This window comes from Kitasatospora sp. NPDC090308, from assembly GCF_044769485.1.
Classification (GTDB): Bacteria; Actinomycetota; Actinomycetes; order Streptomycetales; family Streptomycetaceae; genus Kitasatospora; species Kitasatospora fiedleri.
Window position 1 is genome coordinate 40295 of record NZ_JBIVXY010000022.1, and the last position, 23370, is coordinate 63664.

Here is a 23370-nt window from a genome sequence, read left to right on the forward strand (position 1 = left end):
TTCAGTTCGCCAGGACCCGGGCGTACACCCGCTCGACCGCCCGCTGCGCGCCCGCCACGTCGAAGGACTCCGCGCGCCTGCGGGCCGCCGCGCCCATCCGCTCCCGCGCACCCGGACCGGTCAGCTCGCCCAGCGCGGCGGCCAGCGCCGCCGGGTCGCCCGGCGGCACCAGCCGGCCCTCCACGCCGTCGTCCAGGATCTCCGGCACGCCGCCGACCCCGGTCACCACCGACGGCAGCCCCGAGGCCATCGCCTCCATCAGCGCCACCGGCAGGCCCTCCTGACGCGAGCTCAGGCAGAACACGTCCCAGCCCGGCAGCAGCTCCGGCACGTCCGCGCGCGTCCCCGCGAACAGCACGCCGTCGCCCGCCCGGGCCCTCAACTCCGCCTCCAGCGGCCCCGAGCCGACCAGCACCAGCCGGGCGTCCGGCTCCCGCCCGCGCAGCATCGCGAACGCCGCCAGCAGCGTCGCCTGGTCCTTCTTCGCGGTCAGGTTGCCGACCGTGCCGACCACCAGCGCCTCCGGCGGCAGCCCGAGCCGCTCCCGGGCCGCCCGCCGCGCCGCCGGCCCGGACGGCGCGCCGCCCAGGTCCGGGCCGTGGTGCACCACCGACAGCCACTCGCCCGCCCGCCGCCGCCCGACGCCCGCCGCCACCGCGTGCGACACCGCGATCACCGCGTCGTTGCGCCGGTAGGTGAGCGCGTTCGCCCAGCGGGTCGGCAGCCGGTAGCGCTCCCACAGGTTGTGCTCGGTGTGCACCAGCCGGGGCCGGGGCCCGGCGGGCCGCAGCAGCCGGGCCGCCACCGCGGGCACCGGCATGTGGGTGTGCACCAGGTCGTAGCGGCGCTCCGCCAGCAGCCGCCGCAGCCGCAGCGGCCAGCGCCGCCCCGGCGCGCCGCCCAGGCAGTGCACCGGCACGCCCGCCGCCGCCAGCGCCGGCACCAGCGCGTCCTTGTGCGGCAGCACGTACGCCACCTCGATCTGGTAGCGCTCCCGGTCCGCGTGGCGCACGCAGTTCACCAGCAGCTGCTCCGCGCCGCCCCGGCCCAGGCCCTTGGCCAGCCAGAGCACCTTCGTCCGCCGCCCGCTCACCGCTCCTCGCCCAGCCGCAGCTGCAGGGTGGTCTCCACCGGCTCCTCCGGCGGCAGCTCCGCCGGGCGGCGGCCCCAGCTGGCCGCCCCGTCCCGCCGGGTGCCGCCCTCGCCGGCCCCGTACACCGGCTCGCCGCGCCGGGTGTCCGCCGCCCGCTGGTGCTCGGCCCGGCGCGGCCCGTCCGGCCGGGGCCCGGTGCGCCGCGGCTCCGGCCGGGGCTCGGCCCGCCCGGCCGCCCCGGCCGCCGCCGGGCGCGGCAGCTCCGGCCGGGACGGCAGCGGGCCCAGCGGCGGCCGGCCGCCCAGCCGGCCCGGCAGCCGCAGCGAGCGGTTCCGCCGCCCGGTGGCGACCTCGGTGCCCAGCAGCGCCACCCCCGCCACCGGCACGCCGGTGCGGGCCAGCAGCTCGGAGACCCGGTCGGCCTCCTCCGGGCGGACGTTGCCCGCCATCACCGTGACCAGCACCGCGTCCGCGTGCTGCACCAGGTCGTACGCGTCGTTGGCGTGCAGCAGCGGCGAGGAGTCGATCAGCACCACGTCCGCGTGCCGCCGGGCCAGCGCCAGCACCTCCCCGGCGCGCAGCACCAGCGCCGCCGGGTACGCGGTGGCGTGGCCGCCCGCGATCATCGCCACGTTCGGCACCCGGGTCGGGCGGATCAGGTCCACCAGGTCGGTCAGCTGCTCGCCGGAGAGCAGCTCCGCCATGCCCGGGCCCTCGTCCATCCCGAACCGCGCGTTCAGCTCCGGCTGCCGGAAGTCGCAGTCCAGCACCAGCACCTGACGGCCGGTTTCGGCCAGCGCCGCCGCCAGGTTCGCCACCGTGGTGGTCCGCCCGTCGCCCGAGCGGCCCGACATCACCAGCACCACCGGCGCCGGCTCCACCGCCCGCCGCACCCGCCGGTCGTCGTGGTCCAGGCCGCCCTGGCCGAGCTGGGAGGAGAGCGCCTCCGGGCCGGTCAGCAGCAGCGTCGAGCGCAGCGAGCGGAACGCCTCGGTCGCCGGGTCCTCCGGACGGGCCGTCACCAGCGGCTCGCGCAGCCGCCGCAGCCGCCGCGACAGGCGCGGGATCTCGCCGATCACCGGCAGGTTGAACGCCTCCTCGGTGCCGTCCCGGGTGCGCAGCCGGGTGTCCATCCGGGACAGCATCAGCGCCGCCACCACGCCCAGCGCCAGGCCCAGCACCACCGCCAGGGACAGCCGCACCCCGCGGGTCGGCGAGGTCAGCAGGCTGCCGCCGAGCTCCTTGGCGTCGATCGAGCCCCACTGCTGGATCGCGTCGGTCTGGCTGTAGTTCTGCAGGTCGGCGATGGCCCCGAGGGTCTTGGTCAGCGCCGCCGTCGCCGTCGACAGCTGCGGCTGCAGCTTGGCCTGATCGCTCGCGTTGGCCTTGCTGAACGACTTCTGCAGGTCGTCCAGCTGCGACTGCTGGGCGTCCGCCTGGGTGCGCAGCCGCTTGATCGACTCGTCGGCGCTCCGGCGCGACTCCTGGGCGTAGCCGGTGATGGTCGCCTCCGACAGCGCCGCCGCCAGGTCCGCGCAGGTCTGCTGGGTGGGGCCGGTGGTGGTGAACAGCAGCATCTGGGTGGACTCCGCCGCCACCGTCCGGCGCGCCGTCAGCGCCGCCACGTCGGTGATGTGCAGCTTCTGCGCCGCCGCCGTGGTCACCGCCGAACCCTGGGCGTACGACAGCACCTGGTCGGCGCGCACGGTGTCCGCCGCGCCGGCCACCGGCGTGATCGCCACCTTGCACTGCCACTTGCCGTTGTCCACGGCGTCACCGGCGGGCGTCAGCAGGAAACCGACGACCAGCGAGGCCGCCGTGCAGGCGGCCAGCAGCCGCCAGTACCGTCGCAGAACGGTGAACAGATTTGCCGGTTCCACCGGTTGGTTCCCCTCGCCTCGTCACGGTGCACACGCGCCCACGGCCGCACCCGCCCCCCCCGGGCGGCGCGCATCGATGCGGCCGGTCCGGCCACCCCGGACCTCGGATCCCCCCGGGAACGGCACCGGGCCGAGCCCCGTACCCGCCCCCGGCTGCGGCGGAGGGAAAGTCGAACGCACGAGGCCGCCCCCACGGCCCTCCCCTGCGCCCGATGCTTCCCGCCCCGGACCTGCGGCGCAAGCACTTTGGCCATACTGACACCTGGTGCGGGGCTGATTCCGGACGCCCGCACCCGAACTGACGTGCAGTCATCAAACGCCCGGACGCGCCTCCCGGCCGCCCGGCCGACCACCCGACCGCCGGCCTGACCACCCGTCCCGCCACCGGTCGGACCGCCGCGGTCGGTGGCCGAACCGCCGCGGTCGGTGGCCGAACCGCCCGCCCCCCGTCAGGCCAGTGCGCGCCCGTAGAACTCCACCATCCGCGCCGACACCCGCTCCAGCGTGTACCCCGCCAGGAAGCGCGCCCGGGCCGCCTCCGCCCGCGCCAGCGCCTCCCCGCGCTCCTCCAGCGCCCGCACCAGCGCCCCGGCCAGCGCGTCCGGCCGCTGCGGCGGCACCAGCAGCGCGCACCCCTCCGAACCCACCGTCTCGCGCAGCGCCGGCACGTCCGCGCACACCAGCGGCACGCCCACGCCCATCGCCTCCAGCGCCGCGCTGCCCAGCCCCTCCCAGCGCGAGGGCACCGCGCACACCTCCACCGCCGCCATCAGGTCGAACACGTCGTCCCGCGGCCCCAGGAACCGCACACCCCCCGTCTCCGCCGCCAAGCCCTCCAGCCGCGCCGTCTCCGCCCCCCGGCTGCCCGCCAGCAGCAGCACCGCGTCCGGCCGCGCCGCCCGCACCCGCGGCCACGCCGACACCAGCACGTCCAGGCCCTTCTGGTACTGCTGCCGGGCCGCCGCCAGCACCACCGGCACCCCCTCGGCCAACCCCAGCGACTTCCGGACCTCCGCCCGCCGCTCCGCCGTCACCCGCCCCAGCAGCCGCGGGTCCCGCCCGCGCGGCACCACGTCGATCCGCCGCCGCGACACCCGCAGCCGGGCCGCCATCACCTCCGCGACGTGCTCGGTCAACGCGTGGAAGCGCCGCACCCCCTGCGCCGTCACCGCGTCCACCGCCTGCGCCGCCCGCACCTTCCACGGACTCAACCCGCGCGCGTGCAGGTGCTCCGGCCCGTACGCCGAGTTCACCAGGCTCGACACCACCGGCACCCGCGCCGCGAACGCCGCCGCCCGGCCCAGCACGTCCGACTCGTACAGCGTGGTGTGCACCAGGTCCGGCCGCAGCCGGCGGAACTCCGCCCGCAACCCCGCCGCCCGCGCCCCCCGCGAACCCCCCGCCACCGCACGCACCCCGGCGCCCGCCGCCCGCAACTCCTCCTGGAACCCGCCCGGCGACTCCTTCAGGAACGCCACGTGCAGCTCCACCCCGGACCGCACCAGCAACGGGGCCATCGCCACCAGCCCCTGCTCCGCCCCGCCCACCCGGCTCACACTGTCGATCACGTACACCACGCGCACCGCGCCAACCCCCTCGCCCGGGCCACCCCCTGACCGCCGCTCAGCATCCCAGCCCGCACCACCCCGCGTCCGCCGAACCGGAGGAAACCCCGGAAGCGGCCGAGGGCCCCGGATCGCCCCACCCGACCGCCCCCCGCTCGGTAGTCTCGACGCCATGGCCGAGCCGCGGGTACTCCACGTCATCACCGACCCGCGGGCCCGCGGCGCCCAGCGCCTCGCCCGCGACCTGCACGAGGAACTGCTGCGCCGCGGCCAGCACTCCGCCCTGGTCGCCCTGCACCCGCACCCCGACGCGGCCGCCGGCGCGCCCGTCCCCGTGCTCGGCCCCTCCCGGCACCACCCCGCCACGCTGCGCGCGCTGCGCCGCGCCGCCGCCCGCGCCGACGTGGTGGTCGCGCACGGCTCCTCGACCCTCCAGGCGTGCGCGCTGGGCCTGTTCGCCGCCCGCACCCCCTTCGTGTACGTCAACATCGGCGACCCCCGGCACTGGACCGCCGACCCGCTGCGCCGCCTGCGGGTCGGCGCCCTGCTGCACCGGGCCGCGGCCGTCGCCGCGATCTCCCCGCACGCCGTGGAGCTCCTGCGCACCCGCTTCCGGCTCCCCGCCCGCCGCCTGCGCGCCCTGCCCAACGCCCGCCCCGCCGACCGCTTCCCGCCCGCCGCCGACCGCACCGAGCGGGCCGCCGCCCGGGCCGCCCTCGGGCTGCCCGCCGACGCCCCGCTGATCGCCTGGATCGGCGCGCTCAGCCCCGAGAAGCGCCCCGACCTGGCGCTGGCCGCGCACGCCCTGCTGCCCGGGGACGTCCACCTCGCGCTGGCCGGGGAGGGCCCGCTGCGCCCCGCCCTCGTCCCCGGCCCGCGCACCCACCTGCTCGGCCCGCTCGCCGACCCGGCCGCGCTCTACCGGGCCGCCGACCTGCTGCTGCTCACCAGCGACTCCGAGGGCGTGCCCGGCGTCCTGATCGAGGCCGCGCTGGCCGCCGTCCCCGCCGTGGCCACCGACGTGGGCTGGGTCTCCGACGTGGTCCGCCCCGGCGAGACCGGCCTGCTCGCCCCGCCCGGCGACCCCGCCGCGCTCGCCGCCGCCCTGCGCACCCTGCTGGCCGCCGACCGCACCCGCTACGCCGCGGCCGCCCGCGCCCACGCCCTGGCCCACTTCGACCTGGCCCCCGTCACCACCGCCTGGCAGCACCTGCTGCGCGAGGTCGCCCGCCCGCGCTGAACCGGCCGTCCCCGGACGGCGGTCGACGCCGCGTCCGGGTTCCGGTGCGACGGCGCGTGTCACAGCGCCGTACCGGACGTCCGGGCCCGCAACCGCCCGACAGCCGGACGCCGTGGTGATGCTTGCCGCCGACCGGCGGCCACCGAGACCCACCGCAGGAGCCCGAGATGAACGTCCGCAAGCCCGCCGCCCTGGCCGCCCTGGCCGCCTGTGCCGTGCTGGCCCTGACGGCCTGTGACCCGGAGGACGGCGGCACCGCCGCGCCCGCCGCCCCCACCGCCGCGAGCACCCCCGCCGCGCCGCCCGCCGCCACCCCGTCCGGTGCCCCCGGCGGCACCGGCGGCTCGGCCACCGCCCCCGCCGGGGGCACCGGCGGCACCGAGAACACCGGCGGCACGGTCGCCGCCGACGTGCCGCTCTGCGGCAACTCCGAGAAGGAGAGCGACGTCAAGGCCGAGCTGACGCTCGACAAGAGCGCCGACCCGCGGATCAACGGCGTCCTCAAGCTGACCAACACCAGCGGCCACGACTGCGTCGTCTACGGCGGCCCCGACCTGCGCACCGACCACGTCCCCGGCACCTTCACGAAGCTCAGGAGCGGTGTGCTGGGCGGCGGCAGCTTCGCCACCGACCGGGCCCACGGCACCGTGCTGCACCCCGGCACGCCCGTCTACCAGGCCGTCAGCTGGCTCTCCGCGCCGCCGGTCGCCGCCAACGCCACCTGCACCACCGGCGACGTGCTGGAACTGGTCCGCAACGGCGAGGTGCTCGGGCTGACCGTGCAGGTCGAGGACGGCCGCTACTGCCCGATCGCCGAGGAGGGCTCCGACCAGATCCGGATCGGCGTCCCGAAGGCCGGCGAGGCCGAGGCCCGCGCCCAGTGGAAGCACGACGGCAAGTAACCCGCCGTCCCCCGACGCAGGTGGGCGCCGGAGCGGGGGCGCGCCCGCCCACCGAGCCCGGGGGACCGCAGTCACCGCCAGAGCCGTCATCGCACCACCGCACCACCGCACCGCCGCAGCCGCCGACCGCCGTCGCGGCAGACGGGGCCCCGAACGCCCGACGAACGTTCGAACCACCGCCCCGGCGCGCTGCTCCGATCCGGCGAATTCCGCCGACCGGGGCCCGATCACCTGGAACGCCGCACGCCCGGCCTGCCAGGCTGCCCGGGTGAAGTCGCTGCTCAGAACCACTGTCCTGCTCGCCGTCGCCGGGGGCCTGTTGGCCGCCCCGGCCGCCGCCGGGGCCGCGTCCGCCCTCCCCGCGCTGCCGCACGGCCAGCAGCTGCCGACCCTCGGTCACCAGTTCCCCGCCGTCCAGCCGTCCGGGCCCACCCAGCAGCACGTGCCGGTGCCGGTGACCCGCCCGCTGGACCCGGCGGCCCCGCTGCCGGCCGCGCCGAAGGCCCAACGCGCCCACGAGGCGGTCGAGTTCTTCTGGTACGACTGCTCGCACTCCGCCCTGCTGGAGCAGCCGCTGACCCGCTGGGCCGCCGAGCACCAGGCGGACGTCACGCTGCGCCGGATTCCCGCGGTCTGGACCGGCAGCCCCGACGAGGCCGAACAGCGGGCCCACGCACGGCTGTTCTACGCGCTGGACCGGCTCGGCGAGGTCGACCGGCTACAGGCCGCGGTGTTCCGCGCGGTCCGCGAGCAGGGCGCCGACCTGACCACCGAGCAGTCCGCCGCCGACTGGGTCGCCACCCAGGGCGTCGACGCGGCGAAGTTCCGGGCCGCGTACCGCTCCGCCGAGGTCGACCGGGCCGTCGAGGACGCCCCGGAGCTGTTCGCCCGGAACCGGATCGCCGAACTGCCCACCGTGGTCGTCGACGGCACCGGCCGGACCTCGCCCACCGAGGCCGGGGGCGTCGAGGGGATGCCCTCCGCGCTCGACCGGCTGGTCGCCGACCGGCCCGCCGCCTGACCCCCGCCTGACCGCCGTCTGACTGCCCTCTGACCGCCGCCGTTCCCGGACCGCCCGCACCGCCCGCCCACCGCCCGCCCTCCGGGCGCCCACCCGAACTCCCTGGCCGGAAAGGGCGGTTCGGTCCGGAACCGTCCCGAACCGGCCTGAGCTGCCGCAATCTTCACCGAACCCGCCCCCGGCCCGCACACTCTGTGTCATTGTGGTCCGCGGGTCGGCCCGACCGGGGGGAGCGGCCGGACCCGAGCCGCGCGGAGCACCGCGCGACCGGCAGGGCCGGGCGGACGCCGGGCACCTGCCCGGCAGACGGCAGTCAGACGGCACAGGCGCCGGGGGAGGGCACCGCCCCCGGGGAGGGCGGGAGTCCGTGGGGGGACAGCGCGCACAGCTCATCGACGAGCGCGGGAGCCAGGTGGCCCCACCGGGCGCCGCGGCCCCGGTCGGGCCACCGCCCGAACTGGTCTTCAAACGCCGGCTCCGCCCCCTCCGGGTCGCCCACGAGCTGTGGGCCGCCCGCGAGTTGGTGCGGGCGCTGGCCGAGCGCGACCTGCGCGCCCGGTACAAGCAGGCGGTGCTCGGCTTCGCCTGGGCGGTGCTCACCCCGCTCGCGCTGTGCGCGATCTTCACGCTGGTGTTCCACCGCGCGGTCAAGATCGAGACCGGTGACGTCCCGTACACGCTGTTCGCGTACCTCGGCCTGATCGTCTGGCAGTTCTTCTCCAACACGATGAACCAGGGCGCGCTCAGCCTGGCCAACAACCTGAGCCTGCTGAACAAGGTCTACTGCCCGCGCGAGGTGTTCCCGCTCGCCACCATGCTGGTCGCCACCGTCGACATGGTGATCGGCGTCGGCGTGCTGGGCCTGATGTTCCTGGTGTTCTGGACGGCGCCCGCCGCCACCTTCCTCTGGGTGGTGCCGCTGCTGCTGATCCAGTTCGCCTTCACCTACGGGATCGCGCTGGTCCTCTCGGTCGCCGTGGTCTACCTGCGCGACGTCCGGCACCTGCTGCCGATCATCACCCAGATGGGCGTCTTCGCCACCCCCGTCGCGTACCCGCTGGCCAAGATCCCGCAGCGCCTGCAGGAGGTCTACGTCGGCGTCAACCCGCTCGGCGCGGTCATCGAGGGCTACCGCAGGGCGCTGCTGTACGGCGAGGCGCCCGACGCCCGGCTGACCCTGATCGCGGCGGTCAGCTCGCTGGTCTTCCTGGTCGGCGGCTACCTGCTCTTCAAGAAGCTGGAAACGGGGATCGCCGATGTCGCGTGACTACCCTGCGGGCACCATCCGCACCGAGCAGGTCTGGAAGCGGTTCCGCGCCGACCAGCAGCGGATGCTGCTGCGCGACCGGGTCGACCAGGCCGTCCGCCGCCTGCGCGGCGACCGCGGCGAGGACTGGCGCTGGGCGCTGCGCGACGTCAACCTGCACATCGAGCCCGGCGAGTCGGTCGGCCTGATCGGCTCCAACGGCTCCGGCAAGTCGACGCTGCTGAAGATGCTCACCCGGGTGATGTACCCGTACGCGGGCGTGATCGACGTGCGCGGCCGGATCGGCGCCCTGATCGAGATCCGGGCCGGCATCCACCCCGATCTGACCGGCCGGGAGAACATCTACCTGTTCGGCGCGCTGCTCGGCCTCAAGCGCCGCGAGGTCGCCGGGCGCTTCGACGACATCGTCGAGTTCGCCCGGCTCGGCGGCGCGATCGACCGGCAGGTCAAGTTCTACTCCTCCGGCATGCAGATGCGCCTGGGCTTCGCGGTCGCCGCCTACCTGGAGCCGCACGTCCTGCTGGTCGACGAGGTGCTGGCGGTCGGCGACGCGGTCTTCCAGCAGCGCTGCCTGGACCGGATGCGCGAGGTCGCCGAACAGGGCACCACCATCGTCTTCGTCTCGCACGACCTGCCCGCCGTGCAGTCCATCTGCCGCCGCGGCGTCTGGCTGGAGCAGGGCACCGTCCGGGTCGACGCGGGCATCAAGGACGCGCTGGCCGGCTACCGCGACTCCATCGAGGCGCAGTCCGAGGCGGGCGCCCTGGTCGGCGAGCCGCTGCAACTGCTCAAGTACGAGGTGCGCGGCGAGGACGGCGACGCCGCCACCCTGCACACCGACGAGCCGGTCACCGTCGAACTCACCCTCGGCGGCGACTACCGCGGCGACGCCACCCTGCACCTGGGCGTCAGCGAGGGCACCTCCAGCCCGATCTTCCAGATCAGCCACGAGATCCGGCTGACCGGTGGCGACCACCGGGTCGCCTGCGTCATCCCCCGGCTGCCGCTGCCGCGCGGCCGCTACACCCTGTGGACGGGCGTCTACTCGATCGGCAAGACCGACGGCGGCACCCTGATGAGCTGGCACTCGGCCGGCCAGTTCGACGTGTTCGGCCCGGTGCTCGACACCCCGCCGCGCGCCGTCGTGATGGCCGCGCCGGTCTTCGTGCCGCACCAGTGGGAGGACTGAGCATGCGATCCGTCCGGGTGCTGGTCCACCTCAACAACCTCGCCCTCGGCGGCGCCCAGCTCAACGCCGTCGACATCGCCCGCACCCTGCGCGACCGCGGCCACCAGCCGGTGCTCTTCGCCCAGGGCGTCGACGGCCCCGCCCCGCTGGCCGACCTCGCCGCCGAACACGGCCTCGACCTGGTGGTGGCCGGGGAGCCGGGCACCCCGCACGCCGTCATCCGGGCCCGCCTCACCCGGCTCGCCGACGAGCACGGCTCCCAACTCGTCCACGCCTGGGAGGTCCGGGCCGCCCGGAACGCCTACTTCGGCCCCGGCCGCCAGGGCCGCCTGCCGGTCGTCACCACCTTCTACGGCATCCGGATGCTCCGCGGCATGCCCCGCCACCAGCCCCTGGTGCTCGGCCTGGGCGCCCTGCTGCCCGACGGCCGCGCCTTCGGCCACCGCGACCTGCGGCTGATCGAACCCCCCGTCGACACCGACGCCGACGCGCCCGGCGCCGTCTCCGGCGCCGAGTTCCGGGCGGAGGTCGGCGCCGGACCCGACCAACTGCTGCTCTGCATCGTCACCCGCCTGGTCTCCGGCCTGGAGAAGGACGCCGGCGTCTCCCGCACCATCGCCGCCCTCCGCCTCCTCGACGACCCGGCCCTCGTCCTCGCCGTCGTCGGCGGCGGCCCCAGCGAGGCGCACCTGCGCGCCGAGGCCGCCCGCGCCAACGAGGAACTCGGCCGCGAGGCGGTCGTCCTCACCGGCCAGCGCGCCGACCCCCGCCCCGCCTACCAGGCCGCCGACCTCGTCCTCGGCATGGGCGGCTCGGCCCTGCGCGGCCTCGCCTTCGCCAAACCCGTCATCGTGCACGGCGCGGGCGGCTACACCGCCCTCCACGAACCCGGCCCGCTGGTCGAACCGCACGCCTCCCGCTGCATGTACGGCCACGGCGACCACCCCGCCGACGCCAAGGCGCTCGCCGCCCAGATCCGCACCCTCGCCGACAGCCCCACCCGCCGCGCCGAGCTGGGCAGTTGGGGCCGCGACTGGGTCGTGGGCCGGTTCTCCCTCAGCCACGTCTCCACCGCCTTCGAGGAGATCTACCGCGAACTCCTCCACCGGCCCCCCGGCCGCACCGCCTGGCTCCGCGACCTCGAACAGATGTCCCGCTACGAGTTCGTCAAGCCGACCGCCCGCCGCCTGCTCGGCCGCTGAGACCGCCTAAGCGGGGTTCCGCCGCAGCACCAGCGCCACGAAGCCGAAGCCGTCGCGGTGGCCGGCCAGCCACTGCTCGCGGTGGGCGTCCGCCGCGCGCAGGGCGGCCTCGCGGTCGGGGCCCGGCGGCTGGTCGAGGGCCCAGTCGGCGAGGGAGCCGGTCCGGGCCCAGGCGTAGGCGTCGAGTTCGGCGCGGGTGGAGGTGTGGGCGGCGACCGGCAGCCAGCCGGCGGCCCGGACCGCGGCGACCGTTCCGGCCAGGTCGGCGAGGTCGGTGAGGTCGGCCAGGTCGGTGAGCTCTGCCCCGAACGACTCCCGTGCCTGCTGCGAGGGTTCACCGGTCCGGTAGGGGGCGCCGAGCAGCACCGCGCCGCCCGGGGCGAGCAGCGGGCCGATCGCGGCGAGGGCCGGGCCGGGGCCGCCGAGGGCCCGGGTCGCGCCCACGCACAGGACGGCGTCGAAGGGCTCGGCGGTGGTGAACTCCCGGGCGTCGCGGTGGTGCAGGCCGATCCGCCGGGCCACGCCGAGGCGCTGCGCGGTGTGCAGCGCGGTGCGCAGGGCGGCCGGGTCCGGGTCCACGCCGACCGCCCGCAGGGCGGGGTGCGCGGCCAACGCCCTCAGCAGCCAGGGTGCTTCGCCGCAGCCGAGGTCGAGCAGCCGCCCGTCCGACCGGCCGCGCAGTAGCCGCTCCAGCAGTTCCCGCACCGCCTCGTCGGACAGCGGGGCGGCGATCGGGTGGTCGCGGTGCGCGATCCGGGAGATGTCCTGACGCTCCATCGACTGATCCTGCCCGCCGGGCCGCCCGGCTATTCGGCCCGCTGCGGCCGCGGATAGGTGCGGCCCTTCCAGGCGGCGCCCCGGCCGCGCCAGTGCTGCACGGCGGAGTCGACCGTCATCAGCAGGTACAGCAGCGCGGTGAACGGCAGCAGCGGGGCGGCGAACACGGGCTGCCGGTAGTAGCGGAGCATCGGCGCGTACGTCCCGGCCATCACCGCCCACGCCGCCAGGCCCGCCCCGGCCGTCCACCACGCCCCGGCCGCCGCCCCGGCGACCGCGGCCACCGGCGGCACCAGGTAGACCAGCGCCAGGCCCGCCACCGTCCCGGCCAACAGCAGCGGCGAGTACCGGAGTTGGGCGTAAGCGCTGCGCGAGACCATCCGCCGCAGCGGGCCCGGCCCGGTGTACGGGCGGACGGAGTCGACCCGGTCGGCGAGGCCCAGCCAGGTCCGGCCGCCGGTGCGCTTGACCGCCCGGGCCAGCGACACGTCGTCGATCACCGCGCCGCGGATCGCCGCCACCCCGCCCGCCCGCTCCAGCGCCGCCCGGCGCACCAGCGAGCAGCCGCCGGCCGCGGCGGCCGTCCGGGAGCCGGGCCGGTTGGCCCGGCGGAAGGGGTACAGCTGGGCGAAGAAGTACACGAACGCCGGGACGATCAGTCGCTCCCAGCCGCTCGCCACCCGCAGCCGGGCCATCTGCGACACCAGGTCCAGCCCGCCGCCCTCCCCGGCCGCGACCAGCGCCCGCAGCGAGCCCGGGCGGTGCGCGATGTCGGCGTCCGTCAGCAGCAGCCACTCGGCGTCCCCGGCCTGCCCGACCCCGTGCCGCAGCGCCCACAGCTTGCCCGTCCAGCCCGCCGGCAGCGCCGGGGGAGTGGTCACCGCCAGCTCCAGCCCCCCGACCCGCCCGGCCAGTTCCCGCGCCAGCTCACCGGTCCCGTCCGTACTGTGGTCGTCCACCAGCACCACCCGCGCCCGCCCCGGGTACTCCTGGGCCAGCAGGCTCGGCAGCGACACCGGCAGCACCGCCGCCTCGTCCCGGGCCGGCACCAGCACCACCACCGACGGCCACGCCCCGGGCTCACCGCTCCCGCGCGGCAGCCGCTGGTCCGTCCGCCAGAACCCGCCGTGACCCACCGCCAGCCACACCCACGCCAGCAACGACACCACCGAGACCCACCACAGGACCGTCACCCCGGCAGTCTGCCCGATCCACCCCGGGCCGCCCCGGAGACACGACGGCCCGCCACCCGGCCCGGCGCCGCGCGGTCAGGACGACGGCTCCGGCGGCAGCGCGGCCACGGCCAGGGCGGCCGCCTCGGCGGGGGTCGTGACGGTGACGGGCCCGGTTGCGAGCCCGCGGACCAGGTAGCCCCCGGTGTGCAGTGGCTCGACGGCCGCGCCCACCCGCTCGAACGGGTAGTCGGACTTGGTGGAGAACCACAGTGTGAAGTGGCTGCTGACCGGCCGCAGCCGCCGCAGCCGGGGTTCCGCGAACGCGGCCTCCCACAGGGCCCGCACCTCGGCACGGGTGGGGTACGGGCCGTGCGCGAAAGCCTCCAGGCGCGTCCGCCAGTACAGTTCGACCCGGTCCAGCGGCGCGCGCTCGTGCACGAACGCCCAGTCCGGGACGTGCAGGAACGGGGCGGCCCGCCGGATCGCCGCCAGGTCCGCGCCCGCCAGCCAGGCCGCCGCCGCCCGGACGGCCCCGGTCAGGTCCGGTGCCCACCCCTGGGCCTGCGTCCCCCGGCCGCGGCGCAGCAGCAGGTGAGGGGCGGAGGCGTCCCGCTTCCAGCGGACGTCCGCCCGGTCGGGCACCGGCAGGGCCGCGCCGTCCGCGCCGTCCGCGCCGTCCGCGCTGTCCGGGCCGTCCAGCACGGTCGTTTCCCCGACGAACCCGGCCCGGCACCAGGACAGTTCGCGGGCCGGGGGCAGCAAGACACCGGCCGCGGCGGCGATCTGGGCCAGTTGGGCACCCAATTCGGCTGCGGCGGCGTCCCGTTCGTCCTGAGACGCGTAGCGGGGAGCGGTCATGGCGCGGAGTGTAGTGCCGGCCCGGCGCGGACGGTTCACCCGGTCGTCATCCGGGCGACGTCCGGTGGACGTGCGGGGAGCGGGCGGGGGTGGCTGGATGGGCGCGGCGGGAATCCGCCGATCCGATCAGCAGGAGAACAGATGATGACCGGCACCGCGTCCGCCGCCCCGTCGCGCCACCGTCACCCGAGCCGCCGGGCCGCGCTCGCCGCCGCGTCGGCCCTCGCCCTCGGCGGGCTGACCGGGTTCGCCGCCCCCGCCGGGGCCGCCCCCGCCGCCGGGGCCGCGCTCGCCGCGCAGCCCGGCCAACTGCTGGACGTGACACTCGACCAGCTGCACCCGACCCAGGACGCGGTCGGCTACGACGAGGTCTACTACAAGCTCGGCCGGTACGCCTCGGACAAGGACCGGCTCAACGGCGGCATCAACAAGCGCTTCGACGACTGGTGCGCCACCAACGGCCAGGGCGCGGTCGCCGCCGCCCCGGCCGGTGCCACCCTCGCCGACCCGGCCAGCTTCACCTGCACCGTCCCGGTCGGGCAGGAGACCGCGGCCAGCCGCGCCGAGATGAAGACCGTCGTGGTCGGCCCCGGCGGCGCGCTCTACCTGACGGACGGCCACCACACCCTCACCTCCTTCCTGGAGACCCCCGAGGGCGGGCCGAAGCTGCACATCCGGCTGATCGTCCAGGCCAACTACAGCGCGCTGTCGAAGGCCGCGTTCTGGCAGGCCATGCAGGACCACGGGTGGGTGCGGCTGCTCGACGAGCACGCGAACCCCCTCACCGTCGACCAGCTGCCGACCCGCCTCGGCCTGGCGAACTTCCACGACGACCCGTACCGCAGCCTGGTCTACTTCACCCGCGACATCGGCTACTCGGTGCCCGACGACGCCGCCGAGTTCCTCGAGTTCCAGTGGGGCGACTGGCTGCGCGGCCAGGGCATCGGCCTGCCCGGCTCCTACGACAGCAGCGACTTCGCCTCCTACCTCGACGCGGTGCGCACCGCCTCGCAGGCGATGTCCGCGCTGCCCGGCGACGCCGTGGTCTCCGGCGGCGCCACCGCCGACCAGCTCGGCCGGCTCACCCCCTGGAACGCGGGCAAGAAGCCCACCGGCGGCGAGTTCGGCAAGCTGAGCGCCCCGATCACCGACGCCAAGCCCGGCAAGCTCGCCTACGCGCTGGACTTCCGGTCCAAGCTGCCGGCCACCCCGGCCTGCACCACCACCGTGACCGGCGCCCACAACGGCCCGCTCACCGCCGCCACCGGCACCACCTGCCTGGTGAACGCCCGGCAGAACGGCCCGATCGTGGTCCGGGCCGGGGCGAACCTGGTGGTCGCGGGCTCCGACGTCAACGGCCCGCTGCAGGCCGTCGGCGCCGGGACGGTGCGGATCTGCGGCGCCGACTGGACCGGCCCGCTCAGCATCGTCAACACCCGCGACCGCCTCACCCTCGCGGGCCCCGGCTGCACCCCGAACCTGTTCACCGGCCCGCAGCAACTGGTCGGCAACCCGATCGGCTGACACCCCCGCCGAGCGGCGGGACGGGACGAGGCGGGACAGGGCGAGGCGGGACGGGGCGAGGCGGGACGGTCAGAGCCGGGCCGCAGCCAGCAGCCCGCCCTGCGGGTACGCGAGCGCCTCGGCCCGGAGCGCCGCCGGGCGGCCGGAGTGCAGCACGGTCAGCGTCCCGCCGCCGGGCGGCGTGGCGGGGGAGAGCCGGCGCAGCGTCTGCGCGGCGATCGCGTCCGCCGAGCCGTGCAGCCGGACCGGCCCGGCGAGCGCGGCGGCGATCCGGTCGTCGATCAGCTCGTAGTGGGTGCAGCCCAGCACCACGTCGGTGGTCCCGGCCGGGGTGCGGGCGGCGGCCGACGCGACGGCCGCGGCGATCGCGGCCTCGTCGGCCCGCTCGACGGCCTCGGCCAGCCCCGGGCAGGCCACCTCGTGCACCGCGGCGGCCCCGCCGAACTCGGCGATCAGCCCGCGCTGGTACGCGCTCCCGGTGGTCCGCGAGGTCGCCCAGATCGCCACCACCCCGCCGGCCGCGGCGGCCGGCTTGATCGCCGGGACCGTCCCGACCACCGGCAGCCCCGGCTCGAACTCGGTCCGCAGCCGCGCCAGCGCGTGCACCGTGGCCGTGTTGCAGGCCACCACCAGCGCCTCCGGCCCGTGCGCCACGGCGGCCCGGGCGCAGGCCAGCGCGCGCTCGACGATGTCCTCGGGCGTGCGCGGGCCCCACGGCATCCCGTCCGGGTCGCACGAGACGACCAGGTCCGCGTCGGGCCGGGCCCGGCGGATCGCGGCGGCGGCGGCGAGCAGTCCGATTCCGGAGTCCACGAGGGCGATCTTCACGAGCACCGACTCTACCCCGAACCCCTCGGCGGCCAGGCGGACGGCCGTTCCGGGGCCCGCCCCGGTTCGGCCGTCCGCCTGACGGCACGACCGCGCCGTGCGCGTGTCCCCGGCCCGGGGCGACGCGTCCCCGGAGGCTTGGGTCCCATGGGACAGCTGACAGCATCGAACGAACGGGTGCCGGCCGACGAACGGGTGTCGGGGACGGCCTACACCAACCTGGTGGTCGCCACCGTCGGCTTCGCGCTGACCTTCTGGGCCTGGAACCTGATCGCCCCGCTGGCGGGCGAGTTCGACAAGACACTGCACATGTCGTCGTTCGCGCAGTCGTTCCTGGTCGCGGTGCCGGTCATCGTGGGCTCGCTGGGCCGCGTCCCGGTCGGCGCGCTGACCGACCGCTTCGGGGCGCGGCTGATGTTCCCGCTGATGTCGGCGCTGACCATCGTCCCGGTGCTGCTGCTGATCCCGGCCCGCAGCTCGTACGGGGCGCTGCTGGTGGTCGGCTTCTTCCTCGGGCTCGGCGGCACCACCTTCGCGATCGGCGTGCCGCTGGTGAACTCCTGGTTCCCGCCGCACAAGCGCGGCCTGGGCGTCGGCGTGTTCGGCATGGGCATGGGCGGCGTCGCGCTGTCCGGCTACTTCACGCCGCGGCTGTGGAAGCACGGCCACGACCTGCCGTTCTGGGTGCTGGCGATCGCCCTGGCCGGGTACACCGTGCTGTCCTACCTGCTGCTGCGCGACCGCCCCGACCGGGTGGTCCCGACCGCCTCGCTGGCCTCCCGGCTCGGCCGGGCCGGGCGGCTGCGGGTGACGTGGGAGCTGTCCGCGCTGTACGCGATCGGGTTCGGCGGCATCGTCGCGTTCGGCGTCTACCTGCCGACGTACCTGAAGACCTGGTACGAGCTGTCCGCCACCGACGCCGGCACCAAGGCCGCCGGGTTCGCGCTGGTCACGGTGGTCTTCCGGCCGTTCGGGGGCTGGCTCTCCGACCGCGTCCACCCGGCCGTGGTGACCGCCTGGGCGCTGGGGACCACCGCACTGTTCGCCATCGTCCAGGCCTTCGACCCGGACCTCAGCCCGATCGGCACCATCGCCTTCCTGGTGATGGCGGCCGGCCTGGGCACCACCAGCGGCTCGGTGTTCGCGCTGGTCGCCCAGGTCACCCCGGTCGCCCAGGTCGGCTCGGTGACCGGCATCGTCGGCGCGATCGGCGGCCTCGGCGGCTTCGTCCCGCCGCTGGTGATGGGCGCGATCTACAGCGCCAAGAACAGCTACTCGATCGGCTTCATGCTGCTCTCCGACCTGGCCCTGGCCGGCGCCGTCTACGCGATCGGCCGGATGCGCGGCATCCGGCCCACCGCCACCGACTGACCCCGGCCCGCGCTCACCCGGCCGACCGGCCCCCGACCGTCAGCTCCAGCCCGCCGTCGGCCGCCACGGACGCCCGCACCTCCCAGGTCCGGGCGTCCACCCGCGTCCCGGCCGCCGTCGTGTACCCGGCCACGGCCAGCTCGGCCACGGCCGGTCCGGCCGCGCGCAGCCGGCCCTCGGCGGCCGAGCCGTCCGCGAAGTGCAGGTCGAGGTCGAGGTCGAGGCCGGCGTTCGGGGGCCCGGGCGCCGCCGCGAAGGCCGCCGGATCGGGCAGGCCCCGGACCCGCAGCCGCGCCCCCGGGAACAGGTGGGTGTGCGCGCACAGCGCCGGAAACGTCTCGCTCATCGCTGCTCCGGACCGGGTGCCGGTGGCCGGCCCGGGCGGGCCGCCCCCGCCAGTGTCCGGCCCCGGCCCCGCCCGTGCCACCCGCGTCCGTACCCGGGGCCCGCGTCCGTACCCGAGGCTCACGTCCGTACCCGGGGCTTACGCCTGCGCCCCCAGCAGCCGCTGCACCGCCGGTTCCAGGCCGGACAGGATGGTGTCGAACCGGCGGGTCGAGGTGGTCGAGTCGACCTGGAGGCGGCTGATCCGCAGCGGGTGCGCGGGCAACCGGGGGCCGAGCCGGTGGTCGGAGAGGAAGCCGAGCCGGTAGCCGAGCTGGCGCAGCACGGCGTCCGCCCGCTCGTCGAAGCCGCCGTCCGGGTAGGCGAAGGCGGTGGGGGCCTCGCCCAGCCAGCGGGACAGCACCCGGTGCGCGCCGGCGATCTCCGCGTGCACCGTCGCCTCGTCGCAGCGCCGCAGCGAGGGGTGGCCCAGGGTGTGGTTGCCGACCGCGACGTCCGCCTCCCGCAGGACCCGCAGGTCCTCCGGGCGCAGCTGCTCCTGGGCCGGCGGGCGGCGGTGCGCGGAGACCCGCAGCTCGGCCAGGCTGCGCCGGCGGTCCGGGTCGGGCATCGCCTTGAGCAGCGCCAGCACCCGGGCCGGGTCGGCGCCGCGGGGCAGCAGCCGGGCCCGGCCGCCGTAGCGGGCCAGGAACGCCGCCTCGTGCCACCAGAACGGCTTCTCGGTGCCGACCAGCTCGGCGATCACGAACGCGGCGGCGGGGATCCGCCGGGCCACCAGCTCGGGCAGCGCGTGCCGCAGCACCGTGCGGTCCGGGTCGTCGAAGGTCACCAGCACCGAGCGCGGCGGCAGCGGCCGCCCCTCGGCCAGAGCCCGCTCCACGTCCGGCACGGACACCGGGGTGGCCAGCCGCCGCAGCCGGTCCAGCTGGGCGCCGAACGAGGCCGGGTCGGTGATCCCGTGGTAGGCGAGCACGGCCAGCCGCTGCGCCGCCCGGGCCCGGAACAACGGCTGGGCGGGACTGAACCGCAGCCAGCTGCCCCGGTCCCGCTCCCTGGGCTGGTCGGGCGCCGAGGACGGAGCGGGCGGGGTCGCGGACGGGACGACGGGCTGGGGCGGGGCGCAGACGGCAGCGGCGGTGGCAGCGGTGACGGTGGCGTACGACACGGTTCCCCCCTCGGTCGCCGACAAGCGGCGTGGCGGTACCGTCGGCAGGCGGAGCCCGGCCTCCGACCCCGGGCGCGGCGGCTCCGCACCCGAGTGATCTAGCCCGCGGCGGGCACTCCCAATCCCGCTCGTCGGACGGCTCCTGGATCGCTCAATGTAGTGGAGACCCACGACGCCCCGGGATGGTTGTACGCCGGACGGCGAGATTTTGCGGGCGGTCCGGAAGCGCTCCGGAAGCGCTCCGGGAACGGCCCGCGCGGCGGCCGGACGGCGGCCGGACGGGGGCCGTGCAGCGGCCCTACAGCGGCCCTACAGCGGCCGTCCGGGGGCCGGACACAACGGCGGACGGGCGGGCGGAAGCCGCTGCGGGCGGGACCGGAGCGGTGCTCCGCAAGGGCCGGAGGACTGTGGCCCGCGCCCCCGGACCGGGTTACCGTGGAGGGCATGGCAGACACCCGAAGTAACCGCCCCGCTACTCGCCGGTCAGCCCTGTTCGGCGGCTGCGCGCTGCGCCGCCACCAGCCGCTGCTGGCCCTGGTGGGCGTGCTCTGCGTCGGCATGGGCATCGCGGTGGCGGTGCTCGTCCCGCAGACCGACGGCCCGGCCTGGGTGATGGCGGTGGCCGGCTGCCTGGCCGCCGGGGTGCTGCTGCTGGTCCGGATCGGCATCGCGCTGCTGCGCCCGAGCGGCGGCGCCACCCCCTGAGCCCCGGGCGCCGGGGGCGCGCCCCCGTTGATCGACTGCCGACCGGAAAACGTCCACCAATGGGACAGGACCGGTCGGACCGGCTGATTTTCGGCCTACCTACGCACTTCTTTCACGTTTCCGGGGCAGCAGCCTCACACTTCCCCCTACTGTGATGCGCATCGCCCGCGGCAACCGCGGGCCGGGGGAGTCACAGTCCGGTGCGGGGGCACCGCGAGGGGGATCCATGACGAGCACCGCCGGCCGGGCCGGAGGCGTCCGGTCGAAGGTCAAACAGCAGTTGGCCCGCGCGGCCGGGCGGGTGCCCGGCGCGGGCGCCACCCTGCTCATCTACCACCGGGTCGGCGGCGGCACGAGCGACGAGCTCGACCTCGCCACCGCCGACTTCACCGCCCAGGTGGACCTGCTCGCCGAGCTCCCGCCCGGCCGGGTCGTCCCGCTGGACACCGCCGCCGACCGCCTCGACGCCGGCCTGCGCACCCCCAGCACCGTCCTCACCTTCGACGACGGCTTCGCCGACACCTACGAGACGGCCTGGCCGCTGCTCCGCGAACGCGGCCTGCCGTTCACCGTCTACCTGGCCAGCGGCCTGGTCGGCGCCCCGATGCGCTGGGAGGGCTCCACCGCCAAGGGCGCCCCCGCCACCGGCCTCAGCTGGGAGCAACTGCGCGAGATGACCGCCTCCGGGCTGTGCACCGTCGCCAACCACACCCGCAGCCACGCCCGCCCCGAACTGCTCAGCACCGCCGAGCTCGACGCCTGCGGCGACGACGTCGAGGAGCACCTCGGCACCCGCCCCCGGCACTTCGCCTACACCTGGGGCCGCCCCGTCCCGCACCTGGACGCCGCGCTGCGCGCCCGCTTCCGCACCTGCGCCACCGGCCTGGTCGGCCGCAACCTGCCCGGGTACGACCCGGCCCGCTTCCACCGCGTCCCGGTCCGGCGCACCGACCCGATCGACTTCTTCCAGGCCAAGCTGTACGGCCGGCTGGTCCCCGAACGCGCCTACGCCCGGATCGTCGCCGCCGCGAAGGCGGTGGGCGCCGGTGCCTGACCAGCTCCCGCTCCGCCTGCGCGGCGAGGGCGGCCGGCCGCTGCGGGTCGCCCACCTCACCACCGTCGACATGTCGCTGCACCTGCTGCTCGCCACCGAGCTCACCGTCGACGTCGAACACGGCCTGCGCACCTACGGCATCAGCGCCCCCGGCCCCTACCGGGAACGGATCGAACGGATCGGCGTCCGGCACCTCCCGCTGCCCTCGCTCACCCGCGCCTGGCAGCCGGCCGCCGACCTCGCCGCCGCCCGCGAACTGCTCGCCGAGCTGCGCCGCATCCGGCCCGACGTGCTGCACACCCACAACCCGAAGACCGGCGTGCTCGGCCGCGTCCTGGGCCGGCTCGCCCGCGTCCCCGTCGTCGTCAACACCTGCCACGGCCTGTGGGCCCAGGCCCACGACCCGCTCGCCAAACGGCTCGCCGTGCTCGGCGCCGAGGCGCTCGCCGCCCGCTTCTCGCACGCCGAGCTCTACCAGAACGCCGAGGACCGGGCCGCGCTCGCCAGGTGGGGCGTCCCCGCCGGGCGCTCCCGGGTGGTCGGCAACGGCGTCGACCTCGACCGCTTTCCCGCCCCCGGCCCGGCCCGGGACGCCCTGCGCGCCCGGCTGCGCGCCGAACTCGGCCTCGCCGAGGACGAGCTGCTGGTCGGCGGGGTCGGCCGGCGGGTCGCCGAGAAGGGCATCCGCGAGTACGCCGAGGCCGCCCGCGCGCTGGCCGGCAAGGCCCGCTTCGTCTGGATCGGCCCCGACGACCCCGACAAGCCCGACGCGCTGCGCGCCGCCGAGGCGGGCGTGGAGTTCCTCGGCCCCCGCGACGACATGCCCGCCGTCTACGCCGCACTCGACGTCTTCGTCCTCCCCTCCCACCGGGAGGGCTTCTCCCGCTCCGGCATGGAGGCCGCCGCCAGCGGCCTGCCCCTGCTGCTCAGCGACATCCGCGGCTGCCGCGAGATCGGCACCCACGACCGGCACCTGCTGCTCGCCCCGGCGGCCGACGCCGCCGCCCTCACCGCCGCGCTCGACCGGCTCCTCACCGAGCCCGGCCTGCGGACACGCCTGGGCGCGGCGGCCCGCCGCCGCGCCCTCGAACGGTTCGACCAGCGCGCGGTCGCCCAGGTCTCGCTGGAGACCTACGCCGCCGTCGCCCGCCGCCGCGGGCTGCGCTGGAGCACCGACTGAGCGTCCGCACCGCCGCCACCGTCATCCGCACCACCACCACACCGCACCACCACACCGCACCGCACTGCACCGCACCAACCCAGTTGGGGGAGAAATGAAGCGAGGGGGGGACCTCGCGGTCACTGTGCTGGCCGGGATCATCGCGCTCCCGCTCGGCCTGCTGATCGCCCTCCTGATCCGCGCCACCATGGGCGGACCGGTGATCTTCCGGCAGACCCGCACCGGCCGCCACGGCCGGGAGTTCGACATCCTCAAGTTCCGCACCATGCGCGACCGGCAGTACGAGGACGAGCCCGACGCCCCGCGCATCACCCGCCTCGGCGCGCTGCTCCGCAAGAGCAGCCTGGACGAACTCCCGCAGCTGTGGAACGTCCTGCGCGGCGACATGGGCGTCATCGGCCCCCGCCCCACCCTGCCCGAGCAGGTCGTCCACTACTCCACCCGCCAGCGCGGCCGCCTCGCCGTCCGCCCCGGCCTCACCGGCTGGGCCCAGGTCCGCGGCCGCAACTCCATCACCTGGCCCGAACGCATCGAACTCGACCTCTGGTACATCGAGCACCACAGCCTCGCCCTCGACCTGCGCATCCTCGCCCTCACCGTGAAGGTGCTGCTGCGCCCGGCCGGCATCACCGCCGCCGGCGGCGTCAACCCCGGCTTCCCGGCCCCGACCCAGCCGACCGCCGAGCCCGCCGTCCCGGCCGCCTCCCGGATCGTGCTGCCCCGGCAGGCCACCGCGACCGCGCCCCGGCTGGCCCCGGAGGAACTGCGCGGCTAGGGCCTGTCTTCAACCCCCGCCTGCCCCGCAACGCCTGGCACCCACTCCCGCCGCACCGGGCAAAGAACCAAGTACATCCAGTACGAGGCCCTTCGCCCGGCACGCCGAGAGCCCGCACCGGACGCCGCAGGGCTACGACGGGGGTTCGAAGACAGGCCCTCGGCCCGGTGCGGCGGAACGGTCCGGCCGGGCGGCGGCGACCGCCCGGCCGGGTACGTTTCCGGTGACGGACGATCGGCGAGGGCACGGACGAG

Annotated in this window: 21 protein-coding genes; 12 read left to right on the plus strand and 9 right to left on the minus strand. The window is 76.5% G+C overall.

All coding sequences use genetic code 11. From position 1 onward, the window contains the following. Window position 1 precedes the first annotated feature (1 nt). From ACIQVD_RS31870 to ACIQVD_RS31880, 3 genes are all read right to left on the minus strand, one after another. Entirely contained in the window at window positions 2–1093 is a 1092-nt protein-coding gene (locus ACIQVD_RS31870; protein ID WP_402292487.1) for a glycosyltransferase, read from the minus strand. Next, window positions 1090–2973, minus strand: coding sequence for an AAA family ATPase (locus ACIQVD_RS31875; RefSeq protein ID WP_402292488.1), 1884 nt, complete (start codon window positions 2971–2973; stop codon window positions 1090–1092). Before ACIQVD_RS31875 ends, ACIQVD_RS31870 begins: the two co-directional genes overlap by 4 nt. 449 nt (window positions 2974–3422) lie before the next feature. Next, window positions 3423–4541, minus strand: a complete 1119-nt coding sequence (locus tag ACIQVD_RS31880) for a glycosyltransferase family 4 protein (RefSeq protein ID WP_402292489.1) — start codon at window positions 4539–4541, stop codon at window positions 3423–3425. 169 nt (window positions 4542–4710) lie between these two features. Here ACIQVD_RS31880 and ACIQVD_RS31885 point away from each other — a divergent pair, with 169 nt between their 5' ends. The 6 genes from ACIQVD_RS31885 (at window position 4711) to ACIQVD_RS31910 (ending at window position 11359) form a co-directional block, all read left to right on the plus strand. After that, window positions 4711–5778: a glycosyltransferase gene (locus tag ACIQVD_RS31885; RefSeq protein WP_402292490.1), complete on the plus strand. Its 1068-nt coding sequence runs from the start codon at window positions 4711–4713 to the stop codon at window positions 5776–5778. 167 nt (window positions 5779–5945) lie between these two features. Continuing rightward, window positions 5946–6680: a hypothetical protein gene (locus ACIQVD_RS31890; RefSeq protein ID WP_402292491.1), complete on the plus strand. Its 735-nt coding sequence runs from the start codon at window positions 5946–5948 to the stop codon at window positions 6678–6680. Between the two features lie 268 nt (window positions 6681–6948). Then, the gene (locus tag ACIQVD_RS31895) at window positions 6949–7701 is read left to right on the plus strand and encodes a thiol:disulfide interchange protein DsbA/DsbL (protein WP_402292492.1); all 753 of its coding nucleotides are present in this window, start codon (window positions 6949–6951) and stop codon (window positions 7699–7701) included. A 367-nt stretch (window positions 7702–8068) separates the two neighbouring features. Next, window positions 8069–8968, plus strand: coding sequence for an ABC transporter permease (locus ACIQVD_RS31900; protein ID WP_402292493.1), 900 nt, complete (start codon window positions 8069–8071; stop codon window positions 8966–8968). Further along, window positions 8958–10157 carry a polysaccharide ABC transporter ATP-binding protein gene (locus ACIQVD_RS31905; RefSeq protein WP_400693285.1) on the plus strand — a complete coding sequence of 400 codons (1200 nt, stop codon included), beginning with the start codon at window positions 8958–8960 and terminating at the stop codon, window positions 10155–10157. Before ACIQVD_RS31900 ends, ACIQVD_RS31905 begins: the two co-directional genes overlap by 11 nt. A gap of 2 nt (window positions 10158–10159) precedes the next feature. Next, window positions 10160–11359 (plus strand): glycosyltransferase family 4 protein, encoded by a 1200-nt coding sequence (locus ACIQVD_RS31910; protein ID WP_400693288.1) that lies wholly within the window; start codon window positions 10160–10162, stop codon window positions 11357–11359. Window positions 11360–11365: 6 nt separating this feature from the next. Here ACIQVD_RS31910 and ACIQVD_RS31915 read toward each other — a convergent pair whose 3' ends face one another. The 3 genes from ACIQVD_RS31915 to ACIQVD_RS31925 are packed head-to-tail and all read right to left on the minus strand — an operon-like array spanning window position 11366 to window position 14169. After that, window positions 11366–12136, minus strand: a complete 771-nt coding sequence (locus ACIQVD_RS31915) for an SAM-dependent methyltransferase (RefSeq protein ID WP_402292494.1) — start codon at window positions 12134–12136, stop codon at window positions 11366–11368. 29 nt (window positions 12137–12165) lie between these two features. After that, complete coding sequence (locus ACIQVD_RS31920) at window positions 12166–13347, minus strand: glycosyltransferase (protein ID WP_402292505.1); 1182 nt, start codon at window positions 13345–13347, stop codon at window positions 12166–12168. A 57-nt stretch (window positions 13348–13404) separates the two neighbouring features. Beyond that, window positions 13405–14169: a DUF6193 family natural product biosynthesis protein gene (locus ACIQVD_RS31925; RefSeq protein ID WP_402292495.1), complete on the minus strand. Its 765-nt coding sequence runs from the start codon at window positions 14167–14169 to the stop codon at window positions 13405–13407. 144 nt (window positions 14170–14313) lie between these two features. Here ACIQVD_RS31925 and ACIQVD_RS31930 point away from each other — a divergent pair, with 144 nt between their 5' ends. Further along, window positions 14314–15693 (plus strand): ParB/Srx family N-terminal domain-containing protein, encoded by a 1380-nt coding sequence (locus tag ACIQVD_RS31930; protein WP_402292496.1) that lies wholly within the window; start codon window positions 14314–14316, stop codon window positions 15691–15693. A 69-nt stretch (window positions 15694–15762) separates the two neighbouring features. Here ACIQVD_RS31930 and ACIQVD_RS31935 read toward each other — a convergent pair whose 3' ends face one another. Then, complete coding sequence (locus tag ACIQVD_RS31935) at window positions 15763–16521, minus strand: glutamate racemase (RefSeq protein ID WP_400693301.1); 759 nt, start codon at window positions 16519–16521, stop codon at window positions 15763–15765. A gap of 147 nt (window positions 16522–16668) precedes the next feature. Here ACIQVD_RS31935 and ACIQVD_RS31940 point away from each other — a divergent pair, with 147 nt between their 5' ends. Continuing rightward, window positions 16669–17892: an MFS transporter gene (locus tag ACIQVD_RS31940; protein WP_400693304.1), complete on the plus strand. Its 1224-nt coding sequence runs from the start codon at window positions 16669–16671 to the stop codon at window positions 17890–17892. 13 nt (window positions 17893–17905) lie between these two features. Here ACIQVD_RS31940 and ACIQVD_RS31945 read toward each other — a convergent pair whose 3' ends face one another. Further along, window positions 17906–18238: a hypothetical protein gene (locus ACIQVD_RS31945; protein WP_402292497.1), complete on the minus strand. Its 333-nt coding sequence runs from the start codon at window positions 18236–18238 to the stop codon at window positions 17906–17908. A gap of 138 nt (window positions 18239–18376) precedes the next feature. Then, window positions 18377–19402: a polysaccharide deacetylase family protein gene (locus tag ACIQVD_RS31950; protein ID WP_402292498.1), complete on the minus strand. Its 1026-nt coding sequence runs from the start codon at window positions 19400–19402 to the stop codon at window positions 18377–18379. Between the two features lie 444 nt (window positions 19403–19846). Here ACIQVD_RS31950 and ACIQVD_RS31955 point away from each other — a divergent pair, with 444 nt between their 5' ends. The 4 genes from ACIQVD_RS31955 to ACIQVD_RS31970 all read left to right on the plus strand — a co-directional run bounded on the left by ACIQVD_RS31955 (window position 19847) and on the right by ACIQVD_RS31970 (window position 23116). Further along, window positions 19847–20107: a hypothetical protein gene (locus ACIQVD_RS31955; protein WP_400693312.1), complete on the plus strand. Its 261-nt coding sequence runs from the start codon at window positions 19847–19849 to the stop codon at window positions 20105–20107. A 226-nt stretch (window positions 20108–20333) separates the two neighbouring features. After that, entirely contained in the window at window positions 20334–21161 is an 828-nt protein-coding gene (locus ACIQVD_RS31960; protein ID WP_402292499.1) for a polysaccharide deacetylase family protein, read from the plus strand. Next, window positions 21154–22341, plus strand: coding sequence for a glycosyltransferase (locus ACIQVD_RS31965; RefSeq protein ID WP_400693318.1), 1188 nt, complete (start codon window positions 21154–21156; stop codon window positions 22339–22341). The genes ACIQVD_RS31960 and ACIQVD_RS31965 overlap by 8 nt, the downstream gene beginning before the upstream one ends. A gap of 94 nt (window positions 22342–22435) precedes the next feature. Beyond that, a complete protein-coding gene (locus ACIQVD_RS31970; RefSeq protein WP_402292500.1) occupies window positions 22436–23116 on the plus strand; it encodes a sugar transferase in 681 nt (226 codons plus the stop codon). Window positions 23117–23370 lie beyond the last annotated feature (254 nt).

What these genes read in the sequence shown, in the direction of transcription:
- ACIQVD_RS31940 (WP_400693304.1), top strand. Translation starts at nt 16,669, where the DNA reads ATGGGACAGCTGACAGCATCGAACGAACGGGTGCCGGCCGACGAACGG.
- ACIQVD_RS31915 (WP_402292494.1), bottom strand. Translation starts at nt 12,136, where the DNA reads ATGGAGCGTCAGGACATCTCCCGGATCGCGCACCGCGACCACCCGATC.
- ACIQVD_RS31955 (WP_400693312.1), top strand. Translation starts at nt 19,847, where the DNA reads ATGGCAGACACCCGAAGTAACCGCCCCGCTACTCGCCGGTCAGCCCTG.
- ACIQVD_RS31905 (WP_400693285.1), top strand. Translation starts at nt 8,958, where the DNA reads ATGTCGCGTGACTACCCTGCGGGCACCATCCGCACCGAGCAGGTCTGG.
- ACIQVD_RS31910 (WP_400693288.1), top strand. Translation starts at nt 10,160, where the DNA reads ATGCGATCCGTCCGGGTGCTGGTCCACCTCAACAACCTCGCCCTCGGC.
- ACIQVD_RS31925 (WP_402292495.1), bottom strand. Translation starts at nt 14,169, where the DNA reads ATGACCGCTCCCCGCTACGCGTCTCAGGACGAACGGGACGCCGCCGCA.
- ACIQVD_RS31890 (WP_402292491.1), top strand. Translation starts at nt 5,946, where the DNA reads ATGAACGTCCGCAAGCCCGCCGCCCTGGCCGCCCTGGCCGCCTGTGCC.
- ACIQVD_RS31970 (WP_402292500.1), top strand. Translation starts at nt 22,436, where the DNA reads ATGAAGCGAGGGGGGGACCTCGCGGTCACTGTGCTGGCCGGGATCATC.
- ACIQVD_RS31885 (WP_402292490.1), top strand. Translation starts at nt 4,711, where the DNA reads ATGGCCGAGCCGCGGGTACTCCACGTCATCACCGACCCGCGGGCCCGC.
- ACIQVD_RS31945 (WP_402292497.1), bottom strand. Translation starts at nt 18,238, where the DNA reads ATGAGCGAGACGTTTCCGGCGCTGTGCGCGCACACCCACCTGTTCCCG.
- ACIQVD_RS31960 (WP_402292499.1), top strand. Translation starts at nt 20,334, where the DNA reads ATGACGAGCACCGCCGGCCGGGCCGGAGGCGTCCGGTCGAAGGTCAAA.
- ACIQVD_RS31930 (WP_402292496.1), top strand. Translation starts at nt 14,314, where the DNA reads ATGACCGGCACCGCGTCCGCCGCCCCGTCGCGCCACCGTCACCCGAGC.